We start from the raw sequence: 19,583 nt of genomic DNA on the forward strand, positions 1-19,583 counted from the left end.
TCGTCAGCTAACGGAATCCATTTATGAGTACAGAACCTAGCGAAATGGTTCTCTCACACCGTTGCGATGGACCCGGACGCAGAGATGCTGGCGATGGCGCAGAGGACGGCGGCGGATGAGCGGATTGGGACAATCACGTTCATGCCTGGTCGTGCTGAGAATATTCCGGATACGATCGGACCGCTACGTATGGCTGCATTCGGAGCCTCTTTTCATTGGACTGACCGCATCGCAGTCGCGCGGCATCTCGATAGGTTGGTCGAGCCCGATGGCGCTATCGTGATTCTGTCCCCGAGCAGCTTTTGGTCCAGTCGCATGTTCGAATGGAAAGCGGTTGTGCTCGATACATTGAAGACCTGGTTGGGCAATGAACGGCGGGCGGGTCCTGGAACCTATTCACCGATGCCAGTCCATCAAGAGTGTTTGGCACAAACACCCTTCTGTGCGTTCACGGAAGCAACCTTCGTTCGGTCTCATGTTTGGACATATGAGAGTATCGTTGGCTATCTGTTTTCAACGTCCTTCGCGTCGCGCGCCGTCCTCGGCGACAATGCAGCGGATTTCGAAGTTGACCTTCGCAGGAGGCTGTCAGGACTGTCTCCTGATGATTCATTTGCAGACGAGATCGAGTATTCCGTGATCTCAGCGCGCCGTGCGTGATTTTGCGTTTTTCCGCATCGGGTCACATGGAGAGACGTCGCGCGCTGCATCAAGCGAAAGAAGTCGAGCAGATCCTTACAGCTGCTGAGAAATCCTAATCCGAACGTCATTCAGACTTGGTAAAACTCCGACGCAAAGACTAGCGATCTCTGGGGTCGGATGTAGGAGATCAGGAATCATAATGGTGGCCATTCCCGCCGCTGCCGCCGCGCGAACTCCACTATGAGAATCCTCAAGTGCCAAGCAGTTGGATGGATCAACTCTGAGCAGAGCAGCCGCCTTCAGGAAGGTTTCAGGATCAGGCTTGCCTGCTTCAACATCGTTCCGCGTGACAAGCACATCGAAGTTGCAGCCCTCAAATTCCCTGCCGCACCAGTCCTGCCCACCATGCGCGGTTTCCTCCCTTGGAGGCTTTCGGACGCCAGCCGCCGAATGTGCCGCGCTGTCGATCATGCGGCCGGCATCCGAAACCCTTCACAAAAGCTGCCCCAAGCCGCTTCGAAGGCTCACTTCCGCTCGGTCTCCCAGAGGGGGGCAGTTCAGCGCCGCTTATGAGCCTCCGGAACGGCCGAAGGCGGAAATCAACGGGACGAACGGGCTTACGCGAAGGGCTAGTTGTCGCCATCAAAACGGTGAGCGATGTAGAGATGCGTTTCGTAATCGATATCCAGGCAGCCTCCTTGATCGTCGATCGCTTTTGCAATTTCATCGAGCAAGTCTTCACGCGTCTCTGCCGCGAGTAACCGAATGTCGGATCGCGTGCTCAGAAAATTCGTGTAGCTGGATGTCGTGTGCTGCCATTTCCACGGATAGCACTTGTGCTCAACAGGCCTGAACAACTGCGACCCGTCAAACCAGTCCTTAAACGGGCCATTCGGTAGATACCAGGCTTCGGGCGGCGGTTCCCACGAGCCCGTGTGACGTAGCCAAATTTCCTTAAACGGTTCCAGTAAATGTGAGGGGAGTCCTCCAGGCACGTGCCCGAAGACGGCAAGGGTTCCGTTAGTCGAAAGCAGTTGGGCGGCTTTTACGAACCGGACTTCGGGGAATACCCAATGCCACGCCTGTGCCGCGAAGATTAAAGCGAACACTGAATTGCCCGCTGGCCACGCCTCGAAAGTCGCCTCGGCCAGTTTCACGTTGGCAATACCCGCCAAAGTCTCGCGCGCACAGCGGATCATTTCCGATCCGGGATCAATGGCGATGATCTGCAAACCGCGCTTCGCAAAGCTTTTTGTTGCTTGACCCGTTCCACAGCCAATTTCAAGAACGGCATCGGTTGGCTTTAGGTTTGCAAACGAGATGACATCGTCAATCAGAGCCTCTGGGTAGTCGGGGCGCGAGGCCCTGTATACGTTCGCGACCTGATCGAATGTGAAACGCTGCTCCATTGTTTGCCTCGTTTTGTCGGTTAGGGAATATAATCTGAGCAGCGCCTGTTCGTCCAACAGCCCACTTCCGCTTAGGGCCAAAGGACTAAACCGCTCGCGCGGTAGGGCACGACAGCCGGCAGCACGGCTGAGAGGATAGCGCAACGAGGTGTCCTGTCGTGAGATGAGTTGACGCAACCTTCACCCATGACTGGAGCATCCCCATGACCGACGAGGCCATGAGCCCGTTGCGGCGGCGCATGATCGAAGACATGACGATCCGCAAATTCGCGCCAAGACCCAACATGACGAGTGCAGCGGGTCAAGGACTTCGCCTTCGTCAGACGGTCGCCGGATCTGGCGAGCTTCGAGGACGTGCGCCGCTATCAGCTTCATCTGGCATCGCGCGGCGCCGGCGTGCCGACCATCAACAAGACGGTCTCGACCTTGCGGTTCTTCTTCAAGGTCACGCTGTGGCGTCACGAGATCGTCGAGCACACCCACGTCATCCACGAGCCGCGCAAGCTGCCGGTGGTGCTGAGCGTGGAGGACGTGGCGCGGCTGCTCGATGCGGCACCCGGGCTCAAATACAAGGCGGCGCTCAGCGTGGCCTATGGCGCTGGCCTGCGAGCCAACGAGGTCGTCTCGCTCAAGATCTCACACCCCGCTGAACCGCTCAATCTGTCGAGCCGCCGTATACGTACGTACGGTTGTGTGGGAGGGGCGGAGTCGTGAGACTCCCCCTATCCCGATAGGCCTTCACCCGGCGTTCCCTGCGCCTTCTCGATGCCGAGCGGGCCGTCGATCGCAAGCTTCGGTCGCCGTCCGCCACGAGATCGCGCGCGTGTGTGCTGTTTGAAACGTGGATAGGACCTGCACGGGCTCCGCGTTTCCGTCACGCGCAGCCGGCAAGCCATTCGTTCCCCATTGCTGATGAACTTTAGGTCACGCGGAACCGGAACCGCGGGCGATCCTCCGTTGTTGAACGGCGTCTCGAACGCACTGGAGGAGAGAATGATGAGGACCCGTCTTGCCGTTTCGCTTGTTGCCGCGTCGCTGCTGGCGTCGGGCGCGGCCTATGCGCAATCCACCACCGTCGAAGGCGCCGCCAATGGTGCCGCCGCCGGTGGCGCCGTTGCCGGCCCGGTGGGCGCGATGGTCGGTGGCACGGTTGGGGCTGCCGTTGGCGCCGCCGTGGAGATCCCGAATGCCGTGATCACCTCGATCGATGCGGAGCGGGCCCCGTCGGTGGTGGTACGCGAGCGTGTCGTGGTCGGTGAGCCGCTGCCCGATACGGTCGAACTGCGCCCGGTGCCGCGCTACACCGAGTATCGCTATGCCGTCGTCAACGATCGTCGCGTGATCGTCGATCCGCGCACCCGCCGGGTGATCAAGATCATCGAATGATCTGACGCGATCCTTGAATGCGCTCCCTGTCAGACGGGCCTCGCTGCGGCAGCAGCGGGGCCTGTCGTGCGTCAGGTCGTCTGCGGGCGGAATTGGCGGGCGAGCCACTCCAGCAAAGCGGCGATGCCGAAGCCGACGCAGGCCGTCGTGGCGTCTACGACGAAATCCTCCAGACGGGCGTGGCGGCCGGGCGCCAGGAATTGGGCGAGCTCGAGGGCGCCGATCAGGATCACGGCGATGGCCGCCGTTCGCAGCCGATGGCTGCCATAAGCGAGCCCGAAGGCAAGGCCGACCAGGACGAAGGCGAGGGCGTGCTCGCCATCCTGTCCGATCGTGGAATGAGGCCGATAGCTCGGGGGACCCAGCGTTGCGAAGGCGACGGCTGCGGCCAGCAGCCAGGCGGAAACTCGGAGTACGATCTTCATGATTCCTGCTTAGCATGTTCCGGGCCAGCAGCCCGGCTCACACCCGCTTGAGGTTAATGACCATCTGGTAATACCGTGCCCTCGGGCGAGGTCCATCCGATCGGTTGCCGCACGCCAAGGCCCTGCATGAAGCGCTCGCGGATCTGCGCCGGATCGCGCCGGGTGGCGCCGACACCGGGCTTGTCATCGATCCGTGCCGCGATCAGCACCGGGCCGGTGGCCGCCAGGGCGAGATCAACCAGGCGTTCGAAATCCTCCTCGTCGGCGGCCCAATGGCAATTGGCCATGCCGCAGCCCGTCGCGATCGCCACAATATCGGCCTGCCGGGCCGGCGTCGGCTGGCTGCCGGTGATCTGGTAGATGCCATTGTCCATGACGATGATGGCCAAATTTTTGGGCGCCAGAGTCGCGATCGTGGCCAGGCAGCCCAGCTGCATCAGCAATGAGCCGTCGCCTTCGAGCGCAAACACCCGGCGTTGCGGCTGCGCCAGGGCGACGCCGAGTGCGATCGGGCAGGCCAGCCCCATGCTGCCGAGCATGTAGAAATTCTGCGGCCGCTGGCCGGCGGCCCAGAGGTCGAAATTGGTGTTGCCGATGCCGCCGATCACCGCTTCCTCCTGCGTCAGCCTGGCGACCAGCCGGCAGGTGAGATCGAAGCGATTCATGACCTTGATGTTGCGCGCGCGGTCGTTCATGCGAACAGCTTTCCGCCGGTGAGCAAAGGCGACAGGATCAGCGCGACGGCAGCCTGCGTCGCGACCGCCTGCTTGATGGAGCGGTCGACAATGAATTCGAGCTCGTCGAAGCGCGTCATGGTGTGATGCTCCATGGCCAGCGCATCGAGCACAGGGCGCATGGTCCGGCACACCAGCGACTGGCCGTAGTTGAACTCGCCGAGCGTGCCGCGCTCGGACACGACCATGATCAGCGGGATCTGGCAGGGCACGACCAGCGAGGCCAGCACGTTCGGCAGGGTCGCGAAGCCGGAGGTCTGCATCAGCAGCGCGCCGCGCCGCCCGCCCATCCAGGCGCCGGCGAGGATGCCGACCGCTTCCTCCTCGCGCGCGGTGGCAAAGGTCGTGAAGAACGGATCGTCATGCAGGCTCTGGATCAGCGGCGTCAGCACCCGGTCGGGAACGTAAGGGACGAGGTCGATGGCGTTGCGCTTGAAGCCCTGCAGGATGATCTCGTGCCAGCTCGGCGGCGATGCGGATCGCGCCGCATCGGGTGGGGCGGCCATGGTCGTGCCTCTCGGTGTCGTGCCTCTCGGTGGGATGCGCGCCGAGCTTGACGGCCGCGGACCGATTGTCAACATGCCGGCCCGGCCGGTCAGGCAACCGCCGCTCGCGTCCGAAAGCAAGAAGCAGGAACCAGGAGGTCGCTCGACCATGGCTGCGAATTCCAAGCGCGTCTTCTACGTCAAATATCTCGCGCACCCGATCTTCAGCGAGCGGCTCGCGGCCCGTCCGGATGTCCGGCTCGACCGGTTGGACAATGACACTCCGGACCCCGAAGCGGCGCCGATCATGGCGGCGGCTCACGCCTACCAGATCGGCGCGGCCCGTGACGAGCTTGCGCCGCGCTTCCATGTCGATGCCGACCTGCTGCGCCGCGCGCCCAATCTGCTGATCGTGTCCAGCAACGGCGCCGGCTACGATCCGGTGGACGTCGACGCCTGCACCCGGGCGGGCGTGCTGGTCGTGAACCAGTCGGGCGGCAATGCCCATTCAGTCGCCGAGCACACGCTCGGCATGATGCTGACCCTGTCGAAGCGGATCATTCAGTCCGACCGCCGGCTGCGCCGGGAGCGCGACGTCAATCGCAACGACCTGATCGGCAATGAGGTGCAGGGGCGGACGATCGGCATCGTCGGGCTCGGCAATGTCGGCCGCCGGGTCGCGGAGCTGTGCCGGGGTCTGCTGGGCATGACCGTGCTGGCCTACGATCCCTATCTCTCGCCGGAGGAGATCGCCGCCCGCGGCGCGGAGAAGGTCGAGCTCGCCGATCTGATGCGGCGCTCCGATTTCGTCTCGATCAACTGCCCGCTGACGCGGGACAGCCGCGGCATGATCGGCCACCGCGAATTCGCACTGATGCAGCCGCATGCCTATTTCATCACCACCGCCCGCGGCTTCATTCACGACGAGGACGCCTTGCTGGCGGCGCTCCGCGACCAGCGCATTGCCGGCGCAGGCCTCGACGTCTGGGCCAAGGAGCCGCCGCCGCCGGAGCATCCGCTGCTGCAATTCGACAACGTGCTGGCGAGCCCGCACACCGCCGGCGTCACACGGGAGGCGCGGCAGAACATGGGCCAGATCGCCGCCGAACAGCTGCTCGCCGCCCTCGATGGGCGGCGGCCGCCGCGCCTGATCAATCCCGAAGCCTGGCCGCGCTACAGCGACCGGTTCCGCGCGACGTTCGGAGTGACGCCGTCCTAGAAGCGGCAAGCAGGAGACGACGAGAAGATTTTATGCGTCTGAAGCTGCAATGCAGCAATGAACATTCTATCCGGGGCGGCCCTGACGATCTGCCCATTGCTATTTTCCCGGCGGTCTCGACAGGCGGGACCTCGCTGATCATTTTCTCAGAAGCGCCATGAGCTTAAGCCTGGAATTTGGCTCGGCGCCGAAGGGAAATCGGTCCGATGCGCCGCCTGAATTCATTGCTGAAGGCCACTCAAAGCCGCGTCCGGCGCGCCGTCTCGACCTTCGTCGCCATCGCCGCAGCCAGTCTTCCGTCGGCGGGGGCGTGAACGGGGTTCCGCTGTTCCATCAAATATTTGGCCCTGCGGCTTGAGATCCGTCCCCAGCCGCTGTTCAACCGCGCTAACATGGACTCAACCACTGCTGACCAGCGGGGAGAGCCATGTCGCATTACGTCGTTCATTTCATGAAGGATGTGCTCGGCGAGAACGGCCGCCAGAGCGAGATTTGCCAGTGTACGCTGGAAGTTGAGGCCGAAACCGAAGGCCAGGCCGCCGAGATCGCCAAGACGCGATTCTGCGAGCAGCAGGCGCTGCACGACTGGTCGTTGCACGCCGATCGCATCCAGGTGAAGGCTGCCGATTTTCCATCCTGACCCGCAGGGTCAGCGGCTCGCTCCCGCCGGCGCCTCGGTCGTGCCGGGGCCGAGCGAGCGCTGGACCATGACCGTATCGGACCATCGGCCGTAGCGGTAGGCGACCCCGGGCAGCAGGCCGACGCGGACAAAGCCGAACCGTTCGTGGATGCCGAGCGAGGCCGTGTTGTCGGCATCGATATAGCCGATCATCTGCCGATATCCCGCGGCGGCGGACGCGTCGATCAGCGCCTGCATCAACAGCCGGCCGACGCCGCGGCCGAGATGCTCATGATGGACATAGATCGAGTGCTTGACCGCGAAACGGTAAGCAGGCCGCTTCCTGAACTGCACGACATAGGCATAACCCACCACCTCGCCGCGGAACGTCGCGACCAGATGTGGCAGGCGGTGGTTGCGCAGGTTCTTGCGCCGCTGCTTGAGATCGTCAGGTTCGGGCGAGCCGGAATTGGCGGCGCTGTCCTCGACGCCCCGGCGAATGTGCCGCCGGTAGATCGCCAGCATGGCCTCGACATCCTCGTCGCGCGACGGCCGGACCAGCACCGGCGGTTCGGCGTCGAGCACGGTCGCGGGATTGTCCATCGTTCGAATTACTCTGCGCAAACATAGGTATGGAGCCGAATCCGGCCAGCTTCGTCGATCTCCTTGTACAATCCCTGAATCTCGACGTCGAAGCCCGGAAACGTGTTGAAGGCGCGTTCGAACATCTTGAGGTAATCGATCATCGGCCGGGCGCGGTCGGACAGCCGCTCGCCCGGGACGATGGTGGCAATGCCCGGGGGATACACCACGAAGGGCGTCGTCGCGATGCGTCCGTCGATCTGGGCGATTGGCAGATAATCGACCTCGTTGCGCATCAGCGCACGCGCCGCCTCGCGCGGCGACATCGCGATCTCCGGCAGATGCTGCGGCTGGAACTGCCTGGCTTGCAGCGCGCTCACCTCGGCCTCGCGGTAGAACCGGTGCATCTCGCCGCAGAGGTCGCGCAGCCGCACCTTGCCGTAGCGGCCGAAGCGGCGCCGGGTGAACTCGGGAATGGCGTCCTCCAGCAGCACGTTGTCGTCGTGCAGCCGCTTGAAGGCGACGAGCCCGCTGATCAGGGTGCCGGCCTTGCTGGCCTCGACGCCGGGGGTCAACAGGAAGAGCAGCGAGTTGAGGTCATTTTTCTCGGCCACGATGCGGTTCTCGCGCAGATATTGCGCGACGATCGGCGCCGGGATGCCGTGGTCGGCGTAGCCGCCGGTGGTGCGGTCGAAGCCCGGCGTGAGCAGCGTGAGCTTGTTCGGATCGGTCATGGCGAAGCCGGGCGCGAGATCCGGAAAGCCGTGCCATGCTTCGCCCGGCGCGAGCTGCCACAGCGCGGCGTCGGTCGCGAGTTGGTCGGTCGAGATCGCCTCCCAGGCCACGTCATGCCGCCCGCCCGGGCTGGCGGCGTCAGGGATCGACACCCGGTCGGGCACGAACGGCTCGAAGAACCAGCGCCGCGCCGGATCCTTCTCCTTTTCCTCGAATTCCCGGCGCATCGCCCTGATCTTCTTGCGCAATTCGATCCCGAGCCGGATCGTGTCGTCCCACAGGACTTCGCCGGAGCGGCCCTTCATCATCTGCGCGCCGACGTCGAGGGAGGCGAACAGCGGATAGAACGGCGACGTCGAGGCGTGCTGCATGAAGCTTTCGTTGAAGCGGCGATGCTCGACTCGGCGGCGCTGACCCTTGATGTGGCGATCCTTGATGTGGATCTGCGACGCCTGCGAGAAGCTCGCGAGCTGCTTGTGGGTCGATTGCGTGGCGATGATGCCGGGGGCGTCGGGCCCGAGCTCGGCAAGTCCCATGGCGAACCGGCCGGCATAGAGCGGGTGGAATTTCATGAAGCCCGCCCAGGCCTCGTCGAACATAATGTAGTCGCAGAGATGACCGATGCGCTGCAGGATCATCTCGGCGCTGTGGATCGTGCCGTCATAGGTGCACTGCTCGACAATGGCGACGCGGAACGGCCGTTCCTTGCGCCAGGCCTCGGGGTCCTTCACCAGCGGGTTGTTGCGGATCTGCTGCCGCAACTGCTCCTCGTCGAGCAGATCCCAGCGCATCGGCCCGATCAGCCCCCAGGCATTGCGGACGGTGGGAACATAGACCGGAACGCCGCCGGAGATCAGCAGCGCGCCATGATGGGCGGCCTTGTGATTGTTGCGGTCGAACAGCACGAGGTCGCCGTCGGTCACCAGCGCGCCCAGTACCACCTTGTTGGAGGTCGAGGTGCCGTTGAGGACGAAATAGGTCTTCTCGGCGCCGAAGATCTGCGCCGCTTCCTTCTGCGCGCGCAGCGCCGGACCCTCATGGGTCAGCAGGTCGCCGAGATCGAGCACGGAATTGTCGAGATCGTCGCGGAACACGGCTTCGCCGAGATGCTCGACGAAGATCCGGCCGATCGGGCTGCGGCTATAGAACACGCCGCCATTATGGCCGGGGCAGGTCCAGAGCTGGTTGCCTTCCTCGGCATAGTCGACCAGCGTGCCGAAGAACGGCGTCTTCAAGGTCTCGGCATATTGCTTCAGCCGGCTGATCAGGTTCTTGGCGATGAACGCCGGCGTTTCCTCGGACAGGAACACGTAGCCGTCGATGAAGTCGAGCACCTCGACCGGGAGGTCCTCGAACCGCTTGCGGCGAATCAAGAGGATGATCGGGAAGTCCAGGCCGCGCCGCCGCATCAGGTTGATCAGGGCCGCCGTCTTGCCCTCCAGCCCCTTCTTGCCCCAGTCCACCACCATGCAGCCGATCGCGGCATCGGTCTGCACCGCGATCTCGGCATCCTCCAGCTTGCGGGCGCGCACGACCTCGAAGCCCGAGCGCTGGATCTCCTCGATGATCTGGTTGAAGCGCAGGCCGGCGAGATCGTCGGTCTCGAACACGGGCGCGGCGAACAGGAAGGTGAAGCGGCGGAAGTATTCCATGAGAGTCTTTCGGCTGGGTGGGCAGCCACCTGTCGACGGCTTCGATGACAATGGGATGACAATCGGGCCGTCTCCGGGTGACGGTTCTGCCGATGGCCTCGCTTTGTTCGTATTCTGCACCTTGAGGCGCGATGGCGCCCTGGCGCTTGTCTTGACCCTGTCGCAGTGGCAATCGTCCAACGCTTGAGCGACCCGAAAGGACCCATCGTGCTCCCTGACTGGATCTCCCTCGATTGTGCCGCGCCGTCCGAGAGCCATCGGCAGGCGGCCATGGCGCGCCAGGCGCAGCTGACCAAGCCGCTCGGTGCGCTTGGCCGGCTGGAGGAGGTGGCTGTCGAGCTGGCGGCGCTGCAGGCGACGGACTACCCAGGTGCCGACCGGGCGCCCGTCGTGCTGTTCGCCGGCGATCACGGGATCGCGGCGCAGGGGGTCTCGGCCTATCCGCCGGAGGTCACAGTGCAGATGCTTCGCAACTTTGCCGGTGGAGGCGCGGCGATTGCGGTGCTCGCGCGTCATCTCAACTGCCCGCTCGAGGTGGTCGACGTTGGCACGCTGGCGAGCGATGCCGTTCCCGGCGTGGTGGCCGACAAGACGCGCCGCGGCACGCGCGACTTCAGTGTCGCGCAGGCGCTCACGCCGGAGGAGGTGGCCTTCGCCTGCGATGCCGGGCGCCGCGCGCTGGCGCGGCAGGCCGATCATCAGCCGCAGCTCGTCATCTTCGGCGAGATGGGGATCGGCAACACGACATCAGCCGCCGCGATCGCCGCCGCGCTATTGTCCTGCGCGCCGGTCGACATCGTCGGCAGCGGCACGGGTCTCGACGCCGATGGGCGCGCCAAGAAGGCCGCCGTCATTGTCGCAGCCCTGGCGCGGCATGGACTGACATCGGACGCGGCGGTGGCGGATATCCTGGCCGCCGTCGGCGGCTTCGAGATCATCGCAATGGCCGGCGCCATGATCGCTGCCGCGCAGCGGCGTTGGCCAGTGCTGGTCGATGGCTTCATCGTCTCGGTCGCGGCGCTCGCGGCGGTCAGGCTCAATCCGTCGTGCCGTACCTGGCTACTGTTCTCGCACCGCTCGGCCGAGCGCGGTCATGCGCTGGTGCTCGACGCGCTCGGCGCCCATCCTTTGATCGATCTCGACCTCAGGCTCGGGGAGGCCTCCGGCGCCGCCACCGCGCTGCCGATCATCCGGCTCGCCTGCGCGCTGCATAACGGCATGGCCACCTTCGCGGAGGCTGCCGTCTCGGGACGCGACGCGTGATGCGGATCGATCTGCTGCGGCACGGCTCGACCGGGCGCGACGGTTATCTCGACGGCCGCACCGACCCGCCGCTCACGGATGACGGCTGGGATCAGGTCGGGCGGCAGACCGAGAGCCGGATGTGGCGCCGCGTCGTGAGTTCGCCCTTGGCACGCGCGCGTGCGGCCGCCGAGGACTATGCGCGGCGAACCGGCTGTACGCTGGAGATCGATGGCGATTGGCGCGAGCTTCACTTCGGCCGCTGGGACGGACGGAGGCGCAGGGACATTGCCGCCGAGGCCCGCGGAGCCGACTTGCTGGCGGCGTTCTACGCCGATCCCGCAGTTGCGGCGCCCGAGGGCGAGAGCTGGGCCGACCTGCAGGCGCGGGTCGCGCGCGCCGTCGAGCGTGTTCTGACCCATTCAGGGGCGGCACCGGTTCTGGTGGTCAGCCATGGCGGTGCCATCCGTGCCGCGCTATCGCATTTGCTCGGCTGGCCCTTGCCTCAGCTGTGGAGCTTGCGGATTCAGCTTGGCACCCGCATCACGCTCGAAGCCGGGCGGGGGGCGGACGGCGCGCCCTGGGGCGAAATCGTCGAGATCATCCAGCCATGAGTTTGCGTGACTTCTGGATCGCATTGCAGTTCATGACGCGTCTGCCGACGCCGCGCGTCGTCGAGTCCCGGCCGGACGATCTCGCACGGGCATCGCCGTGGTTTCCGGCCGCAGGGCTGGTGATCGGCGCGTGCCTGGCCCTGATCGCCCGGATTTTCCAAAGCGCCGATCCATGGATCGTCGCGCTGGCCGTGGTCGTCGCCTGGATCTGGATCACAGGCGCGCTGCATCTCGACGGTCTCGGCGATGTCGCCGACGCGTTCGGCGCCGCGCATGGCAAGCCCGAGCGCTTCATCGCTGTGCTGGGCGATCCTCATGCCGGCAGCTTCGCGGTGGTGGCCATCAGCCTGCAGATCGCCGCCAAGCTGGTGCTGCTCGCCGAGCTGGCGACGGGGCCGACCGGCTGGGCGCTTCTGCTGATCCCGGCCTGGGCGCGCCTGGGCACGTTGGTCTGGAGCAAGATGCTGGTGTCGTTGAAGCCGGGGCTGGGTGCGAGCGTGTCGAACCGCGCCGGCTGGAATGTCATTGCTGGATGGAGCGTCGTCCTGGCGATCGGCGCGCTTGCCGGCGCCGTCCCGAGCTTGCTTGCCATCGCACTCATCCCGGCCGTCGCAGTCTATTGGCAATGGCGGCTCGGCGGCATCACCGGCGACTGTCACGGCGCCAGCATCGAGGTGACGGAGACGCTGCTGCTCGCCGCTTGCGTGCTGGGCTAGCCGGCGTCGCCGAGCGCCTGAGTCAGGCGCTGCCACGCGGCTTCATCACCGGGGAGCCCGAAGCGCAGCCAGTTCGGCTGCGCCGGGAAGCGTCTGACATGGATGCCGCGGCGGGCCAGCCGTTCGGCGATGTCAGTCGCGCCGGTCGAGGCGACCAGCCGGAACAACGGCGTGCCGCCGATGGCGACGCAACCGGCCTTGGACAGCAGCCCGTCGATGCGCGCGCAGTCCTTGACCAAGCGGGCGCGTGTCTGGTGCAGCCACGCTTCATCGGCCAGTGCGGCCATCCCGATGGCGAGCGCAGCTCCCGACACCGCCCACGGCCCGAGCTGCTCGCGCAGCTGCTGTGCGATGTCCTCGGCGCTGATCGCAAATCCCAGCCGCACGCCGGCAAGACCATAGACCTTGCCGAACGAGCGCAGCACGATCGTCGCCGGCGGCAGGTCCGTCGCAAGGCTCGCGTTGGCGGGATAGAGGTCGATGAAGGCTTCGTCGACGATCAGCAGGCCATCCCGGCGACGCAGGGTGGCGGCCAGGCTGACTAGCGTCTCGCGCGCCAGCAGCCGCCCGGTCGGATTATTGGGATTCACCACCACCGCCACATCGGCGTCGGCCAGTCTGCCGACATCGTCGGTCAGGCTGACGTGATGGCCACCGCCGCGCCAGCACCGCGCGTGCTCCTCATAGGTCGGCGCGAGCACGGTGACGGTCGAGCACGGGCGCAGCCGCGGCAGGATCTGCAGCAGCGCCTGTGTGCCGGGAGCGGCCACGATTTGCTCAGGCGCGTCCACGCCATAGCGCGCGGTGGCCGTCGCGCGGAGCGCGCGTTCCTCGGAGGCGGCCGGCAAGCGTTGCCACGAGGCGGGCGGGATCGGTGGCACCGGGTAGGGCACGGGATTGATGCCGGTGGACAGGTCGATCCAGGGGCGCGGCGCATCGGGGTAGCGACGGCTGATGGCATCGAGATCGCCGCCGTGAACGATCGCTTCCGGCGGGGTCTGCTGCGTGCTAGTCGCTCTGTCGTCCATGTCTGTCCTTCAGCGGAGAGCGATGTTCGTCTCACTCGCGCTCGCGGCGCTCCTCATCGAGGCTGTCGTCGGTTATCCCCAAATCCTGTTGCAGCGGATCGGTCATCCGGTGATGTGGATCGGCGCGCTGATAGCATGGGCTGACCGCCGCTGGAACGGGGCCGACGCACGCTTCGCGGTGCGCCGGGCGCGCGGCATCGCACTGGTCGCTCTGCTGGTCCTGGGGATGATGGCGATTGGCCTGGCCGCGACATCGGCCACGCAGGCCGTGTTCGGGGAGCCGGCGGCAACGATCATCCTGGCCGTATCGGCGAGCAGCCTGCTGGCCCAGCGCAGCCTCGATGCGCATGTCGCTGCGGTTGCTGAAGGATTGGAGAAAGAGGGGCTCGACGGCGGTCGCCGCACGGTGGCGATGATCGTCGGGCGTGATCCCGAGCGGCTGGATGAAGCCGGCGTGGCGCGCGCCGCGATCGAGAGCCTCGCCGAGAATTTTTCGGATGGAATCGTTGCGCCGCTGTTCTGGCTTGCGGTCGGCGGGCTCCCTTGCATCCTGATCTACAAGGCGATCAACACCGCCGACAGCATGATCGGTCATCTCTCCGAGCGTCACCGCGCCTTCGGCTGGGCGGCGGCGCGGCTCGACGATCTCATCAATTTGCCGGCGTCCCGGTTGTCGGCGGTGTGGCTTGCCGGTGCGGCGGCGGTCGTTCCCGGAGCGTCCTGGCGTGCCGCGCTGCAGATGGTCGGACGCGATGCCTCCAAGCATCATTCGCCCAATGCTGGCTGGCCAGAAGCCGCAATGGCCGGTGCGTTGGGGCTGCGGCTGGCGGGGCCGCGCGTCTATGACGGTGAAACGGTCGCGGATGCATGGATGGGCCAGGGCCGGTCGGCTTTGAATGCGGGCGATATCAGGCAGGCCCTCCGGCTTTATCGGACCGCGTGCCTGATCCAGGGCATCGTCGTCGCTGCGCTGGCCCTCGCCGCGATCATGTGATCGCACGCGGCACGCGCGCGAGATCCATAATGCGGTCGATATCGATGTAGCGTTCGAGATGTGCCGCGAGCGCATCCAGGGTCGCATCGACATCGGCGTCATAGGACAGGCCGCTTGCGGTGGTGCCGAGACCGCGCAGCCAATGCGCGCGCAGGTGGTCATCGGCGAACAGGCCATGCACATAGCAGCCGGCGATCTGGCCGCCAGCCGCAACGGCCCCATCGCGGCGGCCGTCGGAGAACACGAGGAAGGGGTGTTGTGCGGCGGGCCCGTCGGTGCGGCCGATATGCATCTCGTAGCCGCGGAAGGGCGCCTCATCTTGAGTCAATCTGCCCTCGACGTCGCGCAGCGCCTTGTCGCCTGTCAGTGTCGTTTCGATGTCGAGCAGCCCAAGTCCCGCGACCGCGCCCGGCGCGCCTTCATGTCCGTCGGGATCGCTGATCATTCGCCCCAGCATCTGATAGCCGCCGCAGATGCCGAGGACGCGGCCGCCGCGGCGCAGATGCGCCTGCAGATCGATGTCCCAGCCCGCCTCGCGCAAGGCGGCAAGGTCGGCGATCGTCGCCTTGGAGCCCGGCAGGATGACGACGGCTGCGTCTCCCGGAATCGGCGTGCCCGGCCTGAGGAATTGCAGGTCGACGCCGTCCTCCAGCCGCAACGGATCGAACTCGTCGAAATTGGAGATCCGGGGATAAGCGAGCACGGCGATCTTTGGCCGATCTCTGCTCCACACTCCGCCCCCAGGCAGTCCGAGCGCATCCTCCGCCGGCAGACGGCGCGCATCCGCGAAATGCGGAATGAGCCCGAGCGATGTCCATCGGGTTCTTGTCGCAATCTCGCTCATGCCCGAGGCAAACAAGGCGGGATCACCGCGGAACTTGTTGACCAGGAAGCCCGCGATGAGCGCTGCATCGTCGGGCGCGAGCACAGCCTGGGTGCCGACCAGGCTCGCAATGACGCCGCCGCGGTCGATGTCACCGATCAGCACCACGGGGATCTGTGTGGCCTGCGCGAAGCCCATATTGGCGATGTCGCCGGCTCGCAGGTTGATCTCCGACGCCGAGCCTGCGCCTTCCACCAACGCGATGTCTGTATCGGCGATCAGATGATGAAAGCTATCAAGCACGGCCTTCATCAATTGCGGCTTCATGGCCTGATAGGCGGACGCCTTGGCATTGCCGATCACGCGGCCCTGGACCACGACCTGCGAGCCGATCTCGCTCTGCGGCTTCAAGAGCACCGGGTTCATGTGCACCGTCATCGGCCGCCGCGCCGCGCGCGCCTGCAGCGCCTGGGCGCGGCCGATCTCGCCGCCATCGGCGGTGACCGCGGCGTTGTTCGACATGTTCTGCGGCTTGAACGGCGCCACCTTCAGCCCCCGCAAGGTCAGCGCCCGTGCGAGCCCGGCGACGATCAGCGACTTGCCGACGTCGGAGCCGGTGCCCTGGAACATGATGGCGCGTGCGGGCATGGACTAGTACTCGATGCCTTCCTGCGCCTTCACGCCGGCCGCGAAGTGATGCTTGACGAGGTTCATCTCGGTGACGAGATCGGCGGCCTCGATCAGCTCCGGCTTGGCGTTGCGGCCGGTGACGACGACGTGCAGATCGGGGCGGCGCCCGGCCAGCGTTGCGACCACGTCGCCGATCGGCAGATGGTCATAACGCAAGGCGATGTTGAGCTCGTCGAGGATCAGCAGCCGGATCGTGGGATCGGCCATCAGCTCCTTCGCCTTGCCCCAGGCGCGCTCGGCCGCGGCGACGTCGCGCGCGCGATCCTGCGTCTCCCAGGTGAAGCCTTCGCCGAGCGTGTGCCACGACACCTGATCGCCGAAACGCTCGATCGCCTTGCGCTCCCCGGTCTCCCACGCACCCTTGCCGAACTGCACGACGCCGATGCGAAAGCCGCGGCCCAGAGCGCGCAGCATCAGGCCCCAGGCCGCGGTCGACTTGCCCTTGCCTTTGCCGGTGTGGACGATCAGCAGGCCCTTTTCGACGGTCTTCGACGCCACCTCGGCATCCTGAACCGCCTTGCGATTCTCCATCTTGGCCTTGTGGCGGGCATCCTCGGCGCTCTCGGTCATCGGCAGATTCCTTTCATGTCCAAGTCCGGTCTGAGCCCTGTTCATTTCAAGATCAGCGGCAGTCCCGCCGCCATCAGAATCACCCGATCGGCCGCCGCTGCGACGTCCTGGTTCAGCCGCCCCTGCGCATCGCGGAATGCGCGCGCCAGCGCATTGTCCGGGACGATGCCGAGACCGACCTCATTGGACACGACGACGATCGGACCGGACGCTGCGGCGAGCGCGTCGACGAGATCGGCACAGCAAGCCGCGACCTCCATTTCGGCGAGCATCACATTGCTGAGCCAGAGCGTCAGGCAGTCGATCAGCAGCGGCATGCGCGAGCCGGCATGGGCGCGGACGAGAGCGGGGAGATCATGGGTGGTCTCACGCGTCTGCCATCCCGCCACGCGCCGCGCCTTGTGCTGCGCGATGCGCGCGGTCATCTCATCGTCGGATGCCTGTGCGGTCGCAACATAGATCCAGGGCGGCGGATTCGTGGTCACCAGCGCCTCAGCATGGCGGCTCTTGCCCGAGCGCGCGCCGCCGAGCACCAAGGTTAGGCGCGGCAGGGCGGGGGACGGCGGGGCAGGGTCCATGGGGACGATTCCGATTGACGGGCTTTGGCGCGACCCGTATCTAACAGGATGACGGTTCTCCGAAAGGAGAGATTTAGGGAACACGGTGCGGGTTCTGAACCCAAGGCCGTGGCTGCCCCCGCAACTGTAATCGGCGAGTGTGAGGCCAAGACACCACTGGGAAACCGGGAAGGTGGTTTCACGCAGCGACCCGAGAGCCAGGAGACCTGCCGTCGACATTGCTGTTGGCCGACCCGTCGCGCGGGGAGTCGCGATGCTGGTTTGATCCCGCCGGGATGGGCGGGATGCCGTCGGATGCAGCGCATCGTCCGGCCCTCTGGGGAGCCGGCAAGCGACGGAGATGGCCATGAAGTTCAACCGCACTGCGTCCTTCGCGCTCGCGAGCCTTGTCCTGCTCGCGGCCGAGCCCGCCTTTGCGCATCATATGATGGACGGCAAGCTGCCGCAGACCTTCGCGCAAGGTCTGCTGTCCGGTTTGGGTCATCCCGTCATCGGGCTCGATCATCTGGCGGCCATCGTGGGCGCCGGCATCGTTGCGGCGCTGCTCGGGCGCGGCTTTGCACCGGTGCTCGCCTTCACCACCGCAATGATCGCCGGCGTCGGTCTGCATCTGGCCAAGGCCAACATTCCCGCGGCCGAACTGCTGGTCGGTCTTTCCACCGCGGTGGTCGGTCTTCTGGTCGTGATGCGCGGCCAGTTCGGCGTGCTGCCCGTCGCGGCTCTGTTCGCTCTGACCGGCCTCGTGCACGGCTATGCGCTGGGTGAGTCGATCGTCGGCGCCGAAAACACCCCGCTCGGGGCCTATTTCGCCGGCCTGCTGGTGATCCAGACCCTGATCGCGGTGGGAGCATTCCTGGGCACGAAGGCGCTGTCCGCGAAGGCCGACACGCTTGCGCCAGTCGCGCTACGCATCGCGGGCGCTGCCATCGTTCTGGTGGGCGGTGTCGCGGCGGCGACGGCGGCCGGCGTGATCGGCTGATTGATGACCGCATCAGAGCTTGGGCAGACGACACTGTTCGTCTGCATCACTTGCCGTGCGCAGGGTGTGGACAGTGCGTCGGCTGACCAGCCGCGGGCTGGAGCGCGTCTGCTTGCCGCGATCGAGGCCGCGCCCGCAGAGCAGCGCGCCGGTGTTGCCGTGGTCGGCGTCGAGTGCCTGTCGAACTGCAACCGTGCCTGCACCGTCGCGGTGACGGCGCCGGGCAAGTGGACCTATGTGCTCGGCGCACTCGATCCCGACATTCATGCGCAGGATGTGCTGACATTCGCTCAGCTGCATCAGCGTCACGAGGCCGGTCTGCCGGCCTGGCGCGAGCGTCCGGAATACGTCCGCAAGAACACCGTTGCGCGGGTACCCGCGCTGTCGTTGCCGCGCTGAAGACGAGAGCTCTCGCCATGACAAAGTCCTACGCCAAGACGCCTTGCACCATCGTCACCGGTTTCCTTGGCGCGGGGAAGACCACGCTGGTGCGCAACCTGATCGAGACGGCGAATGGCCGAAGGCTCGCGATCATCGTCAACGAGTTCGGCGATGTCGGCATCGATGGCGACATCCTGAAAGGGTGCGGCGTGCCGGACTGTCCAGAGGATCGCATCGTCGAGCTGTCCAACGGATGCCTGTGCTGTACGGTCGCGGATGATTTCGTGCCGGCGCTCAAGAGCCTGCTGGACCAGAAGGAGCCGCCCGAGCATATTGTGATCGAGACCTCGGGCCTCGCACTGCCGAAGCCGCTGGTGCAGGCCTTCAACTGGCCGGAGATTGCGACGCGTGTGACCGTCGATGGCGTCGTCGCTGTCGTCGATGGCCCTGCTGTCGCCGCTGGCCGCTTCGCCGATGATCCGGAGGCCTTGGCCGCGCAGCGTGCCGCCGACGATTCGCTCGATCACGACAATCCGCTCGAGGAGGTCTATGAGGATCAGCTGCTCTGCGCCGACCTCGTTGTGATGAACAAGAGCGACCTCTTGAGCGAGCAGCAGCGCAAGGATGTTGCGGCTGAGATCGCCGCGAAGGTGCAACGCGCCGTCAAGGTCATTGCGACGGAGCACGGCAGGCTGTCCGCGTCCGTTCTGCTCGGCCTCGGCGCCGCGGCCGAGCAGGACCTCGCCGCGCGGCCCTCGCATCACGACAATGAGGCCGAGCACGATCACGACGATTTCGAGAGTTTCGTGCTCGATGTGCCCGCGCAGATTTCGCCGGACGCGCTCGTCGACCGCATTGCCGCTGCCGTCGATGCGCATGACGTGCTGCGCGTGAAGGGATTCGTGGAGGTGGCCGGCAAGCCGCTGCGCCTGCTGGTGCAGGCCGTCGGCAACCGCATCCAGCACCAGTTCGAGCGTCCGTGGCGGGCGGGGGAAACGCGGCAGGGCCGGCTGGTGGTGATCGGCGAGCGTGGCCTCGATGCGGCCGCGATCCAGAGCCTGATCGCGGGATAGGCGAGGG

General features: G+C 65.8%; 22 protein-coding genes, 1 pseudogene and 1 riboswitch. Of the genes and pseudogenes, 12 read left to right on the top strand and 11 right to left on the bottom strand.

All coding sequences use genetic code 11. The features are described from left to right. Nucleotides 1-45 precede the first annotated feature (45 nt). Nucleotides 46-660 (top strand): annotated as a pseudogene (locus HL671_RS32320) (methyltransferase domain-containing protein); the annotation flags it as partial. A 75-nt stretch (nt 661-735) separates the two neighbouring features. Here the strand turns inward: HL671_RS32320 and HL671_RS32325 are convergent. Together HL671_RS32325 and HL671_RS32330 are read right to left on the bottom strand one after the other, a co-directional pair. Continuing rightward, on the bottom strand, nt 736-1,113 hold the full coding sequence (locus tag HL671_RS32325; RefSeq protein WP_172242151.1) for an HAD family hydrolase: 378 nt from the start codon (nt 1,111-1,113) through the stop codon (nt 736-738). A gap of 158 nt (nt 1,114-1,271) precedes the next feature. Next, nucleotides 1,272-2,051, bottom strand: coding sequence for a class I SAM-dependent methyltransferase (locus HL671_RS32330; protein ID WP_172242154.1), 780 nt, complete (start codon nt 2,049-2,051; stop codon nt 1,272-1,274). 291 nt (nt 2,052-2,342) lie between these two features. Between HL671_RS32330 and HL671_RS32335 the strand changes: the two genes are divergently transcribed. Beyond that, nucleotides 2,343-2,765 carry a tyrosine-type recombinase/integrase gene (locus HL671_RS32335; RefSeq protein WP_210264186.1) on the top strand — a complete coding sequence of 141 codons (423 nt, stop codon included), beginning with the start codon at nt 2,343-2,345 and terminating at the stop codon, nt 2,763-2,765. A 282-nt stretch (nt 2,766-3,047) separates the two neighbouring features. Then, on the top strand, nt 3,048-3,437 hold the full coding sequence (locus HL671_RS32340; protein WP_012043258.1) for a DUF1236 domain-containing protein: 390 nt from the start codon (nt 3,048-3,050) through the stop codon (nt 3,435-3,437). Between the two features lie 71 nt (nt 3,438-3,508). Here the strand turns inward: HL671_RS32340 and HL671_RS32345 are convergent, their stop codons facing one another. The 3 genes from HL671_RS32345 to HL671_RS32355 are packed head-to-tail and all read right to left on the bottom strand — an operon-like array spanning nt 3,509 to nt 5,102. Beyond that, nucleotides 3,509-3,862 (bottom strand): VanZ family protein, encoded by a 354-nt coding sequence (locus HL671_RS32345; RefSeq protein WP_172242157.1) that lies wholly within the window; start codon nt 3,860-3,862, stop codon nt 3,509-3,511. 53 nt (nt 3,863-3,915) lie between these two features. Continuing rightward, a complete protein-coding gene (locus HL671_RS32350) occupies nt 3,916-4,557 on the bottom strand; it encodes a thiamine pyrophosphate-dependent enzyme (protein WP_012043260.1) in 642 nt (213 codons plus the stop codon). Then, nucleotides 4,554-5,102, bottom strand: coding sequence for a thiamine pyrophosphate-binding protein (locus HL671_RS32355; RefSeq protein WP_012043261.1), 549 nt, complete (start codon nt 5,100-5,102; stop codon nt 4,554-4,556). Before HL671_RS32355 ends, HL671_RS32350 begins: the two co-directional genes overlap by 4 nt. Nucleotides 5,103-5,250: 148 nt before the next feature. Between HL671_RS32355 and HL671_RS32360 the strand changes: the two genes are divergently transcribed. Both HL671_RS32360 and HL671_RS32365 read left to right on the top strand, forming a co-directional pair. Then, nucleotides 5,251-6,300 (top strand): hydroxyacid dehydrogenase, encoded by a 1,050-nt coding sequence (locus HL671_RS32360; protein WP_012043262.1) that lies wholly within the window; start codon nt 5,251-5,253, stop codon nt 6,298-6,300. 427 nt (nt 6,301-6,727) lie between these two features. Continuing rightward, a complete protein-coding gene (locus HL671_RS32365) occupies nt 6,728-6,940 on the top strand; it encodes a hypothetical protein (RefSeq protein ID WP_012043263.1) in 213 nt (70 codons plus the stop codon). A gap of 9 nt (nt 6,941-6,949) precedes the next feature. Here the strand turns inward: HL671_RS32365 and HL671_RS32370 are convergent, their stop codons facing one another. Next, nucleotides 6,950-7,522, bottom strand: coding sequence for a GNAT family N-acetyltransferase (locus HL671_RS32370; protein ID WP_172242160.1), 573 nt, complete (start codon nt 7,520-7,522; stop codon nt 6,950-6,952). An 8-nt stretch (nt 7,523-7,530) separates the two neighbouring features. Then, nucleotides 7,531-9,888, bottom strand: coding sequence for an Orn/Lys/Arg family decarboxylase (locus HL671_RS32375; RefSeq protein WP_012043265.1), 2,358 nt, complete (start codon nt 9,886-9,888; stop codon nt 7,531-7,533). A gap of 207 nt (nt 9,889-10,095) precedes the next feature. On the opposite strand from HL671_RS32375, the gene cobT reads away from it, so the two are divergent. From cobT to HL671_RS32390, 3 genes are read left to right on the top strand one after another with little or no spacing between them, the layout of a single operon-like run. Continuing rightward, nucleotides 10,096-11,151, top strand: coding sequence for a nicotinate-nucleotide--dimethylbenzimidazole phosphoribosyltransferase (gene cobT, locus HL671_RS32380; protein ID WP_172242163.1), 1,056 nt, complete (start codon nt 10,096-10,098; stop codon nt 11,149-11,151). After that, entirely contained in the window at nt 11,151-11,744 is a 594-nt protein-coding gene (locus HL671_RS32385) for a histidine phosphatase family protein (RefSeq protein WP_172242286.1), read from the top strand. The genes cobT and HL671_RS32385 overlap by 1 nt, the downstream gene beginning before the upstream one ends. Further along, nucleotides 11,741-12,460, top strand: a complete 720-nt coding sequence (locus HL671_RS32390; RefSeq protein WP_012043268.1) for an adenosylcobinamide-GDP ribazoletransferase — start codon at nt 11,741-11,743, stop codon at nt 12,458-12,460. Before HL671_RS32385 ends, HL671_RS32390 begins: the two co-directional genes overlap by 4 nt. Here HL671_RS32390 and cobD read toward each other — a convergent pair. After that, on the bottom strand, nt 12,457-13,488 hold the full coding sequence (gene cobD, locus HL671_RS32395) for a threonine-phosphate decarboxylase CobD (RefSeq protein WP_172242166.1): 1,032 nt from the start codon (nt 13,486-13,488) through the stop codon (nt 12,457-12,459). The genes HL671_RS32390 and cobD overlap by 4 nt on opposite strands. Before the next feature lie 22 nt (nt 13,489-13,510). Here cobD and cbiB point away from each other — a divergent pair, with 22 nt between their 5' ends. Beyond that, nucleotides 13,511-14,482 (top strand): adenosylcobinamide-phosphate synthase CbiB, encoded by a 972-nt coding sequence (gene cbiB, locus HL671_RS32400; protein ID WP_012043270.1) that lies wholly within the window; start codon nt 13,511-13,513, stop codon nt 14,480-14,482. Here cbiB and HL671_RS32405 read toward each other — a convergent pair. Genes HL671_RS32405 through cobU form a run of 3 tightly spaced genes read right to left on the bottom strand, consistent with a single transcriptional unit; the run spans nt 14,475 to nt 17,143 of the window. Further along, nucleotides 14,475-15,953 (bottom strand): cobyric acid synthase, encoded by a 1,479-nt coding sequence (locus HL671_RS32405; protein WP_172242169.1) that lies wholly within the window; start codon nt 15,951-15,953, stop codon nt 14,475-14,477. The two genes, cbiB and HL671_RS32405, sit on opposite strands and share 8 nt — an antisense overlap. Before the next feature lie 3 nt (nt 15,954-15,956). Then, nucleotides 15,957-16,565, bottom strand: a complete 609-nt coding sequence (gene cobO / locus HL671_RS32410; protein WP_012043272.1) for a cob(I)yrinic acid a,c-diamide adenosyltransferase — start codon at nt 16,563-16,565, stop codon at nt 15,957-15,959. Nucleotides 16,566-16,606: 41 nt separating this feature from the next. Then, nucleotides 16,607-17,143: a bifunctional adenosylcobinamide kinase/adenosylcobinamide-phosphate guanylyltransferase gene (cobU, locus tag HL671_RS32415; RefSeq protein ID WP_172242172.1), complete on the bottom strand. Its 537-nt coding sequence runs from the start codon at nt 17,141-17,143 to the stop codon at nt 16,607-16,609. Between the two features lie 35 nt (nt 17,144-17,178). Further along, nucleotides 17,179-17,371, top strand: a riboswitch (cobalamin riboswitch). A 118-nt stretch (nt 17,372-17,489) separates the two neighbouring features. On the opposite strand from cobU, the gene HL671_RS32420 reads away from it, so the two are divergent. From HL671_RS32420 to cobW, 3 genes are read left to right on the top strand one after another with little or no spacing between them, the layout of a single operon-like run. Further along, entirely contained in the window at nt 17,490-18,122 is a 633-nt protein-coding gene (locus HL671_RS32420; RefSeq protein WP_172242175.1) for a HupE/UreJ family protein, read from the top strand. A 3-nt stretch (nt 18,123-18,125) separates the two neighbouring features. Continuing rightward, complete coding sequence (locus HL671_RS32425) at nt 18,126-18,521, top strand: DUF1636 domain-containing protein (RefSeq protein WP_172242178.1); 396 nt, start codon at nt 18,126-18,128, stop codon at nt 18,519-18,521. Nucleotides 18,522-18,538: 17 nt separating this feature from the next. Beyond that, the gene (gene cobW / locus HL671_RS32430; RefSeq protein ID WP_012043276.1) at nt 18,539-19,576 is read left to right on the top strand and encodes a cobalamin biosynthesis protein CobW; all 1,038 of its coding nucleotides are present in this window, start codon (nt 18,539-18,541) and stop codon (nt 19,574-19,576) included. Nucleotides 19,577-19,583 lie beyond the last annotated feature (7 nt).

It is taken from the genome of Bradyrhizobium denitrificans (genome assembly GCF_013179005.1).
Lineage (GTDB): Bacteria > Pseudomonadota > Alphaproteobacteria > Rhizobiales > Xanthobacteraceae > Bradyrhizobium > Bradyrhizobium denitrificans.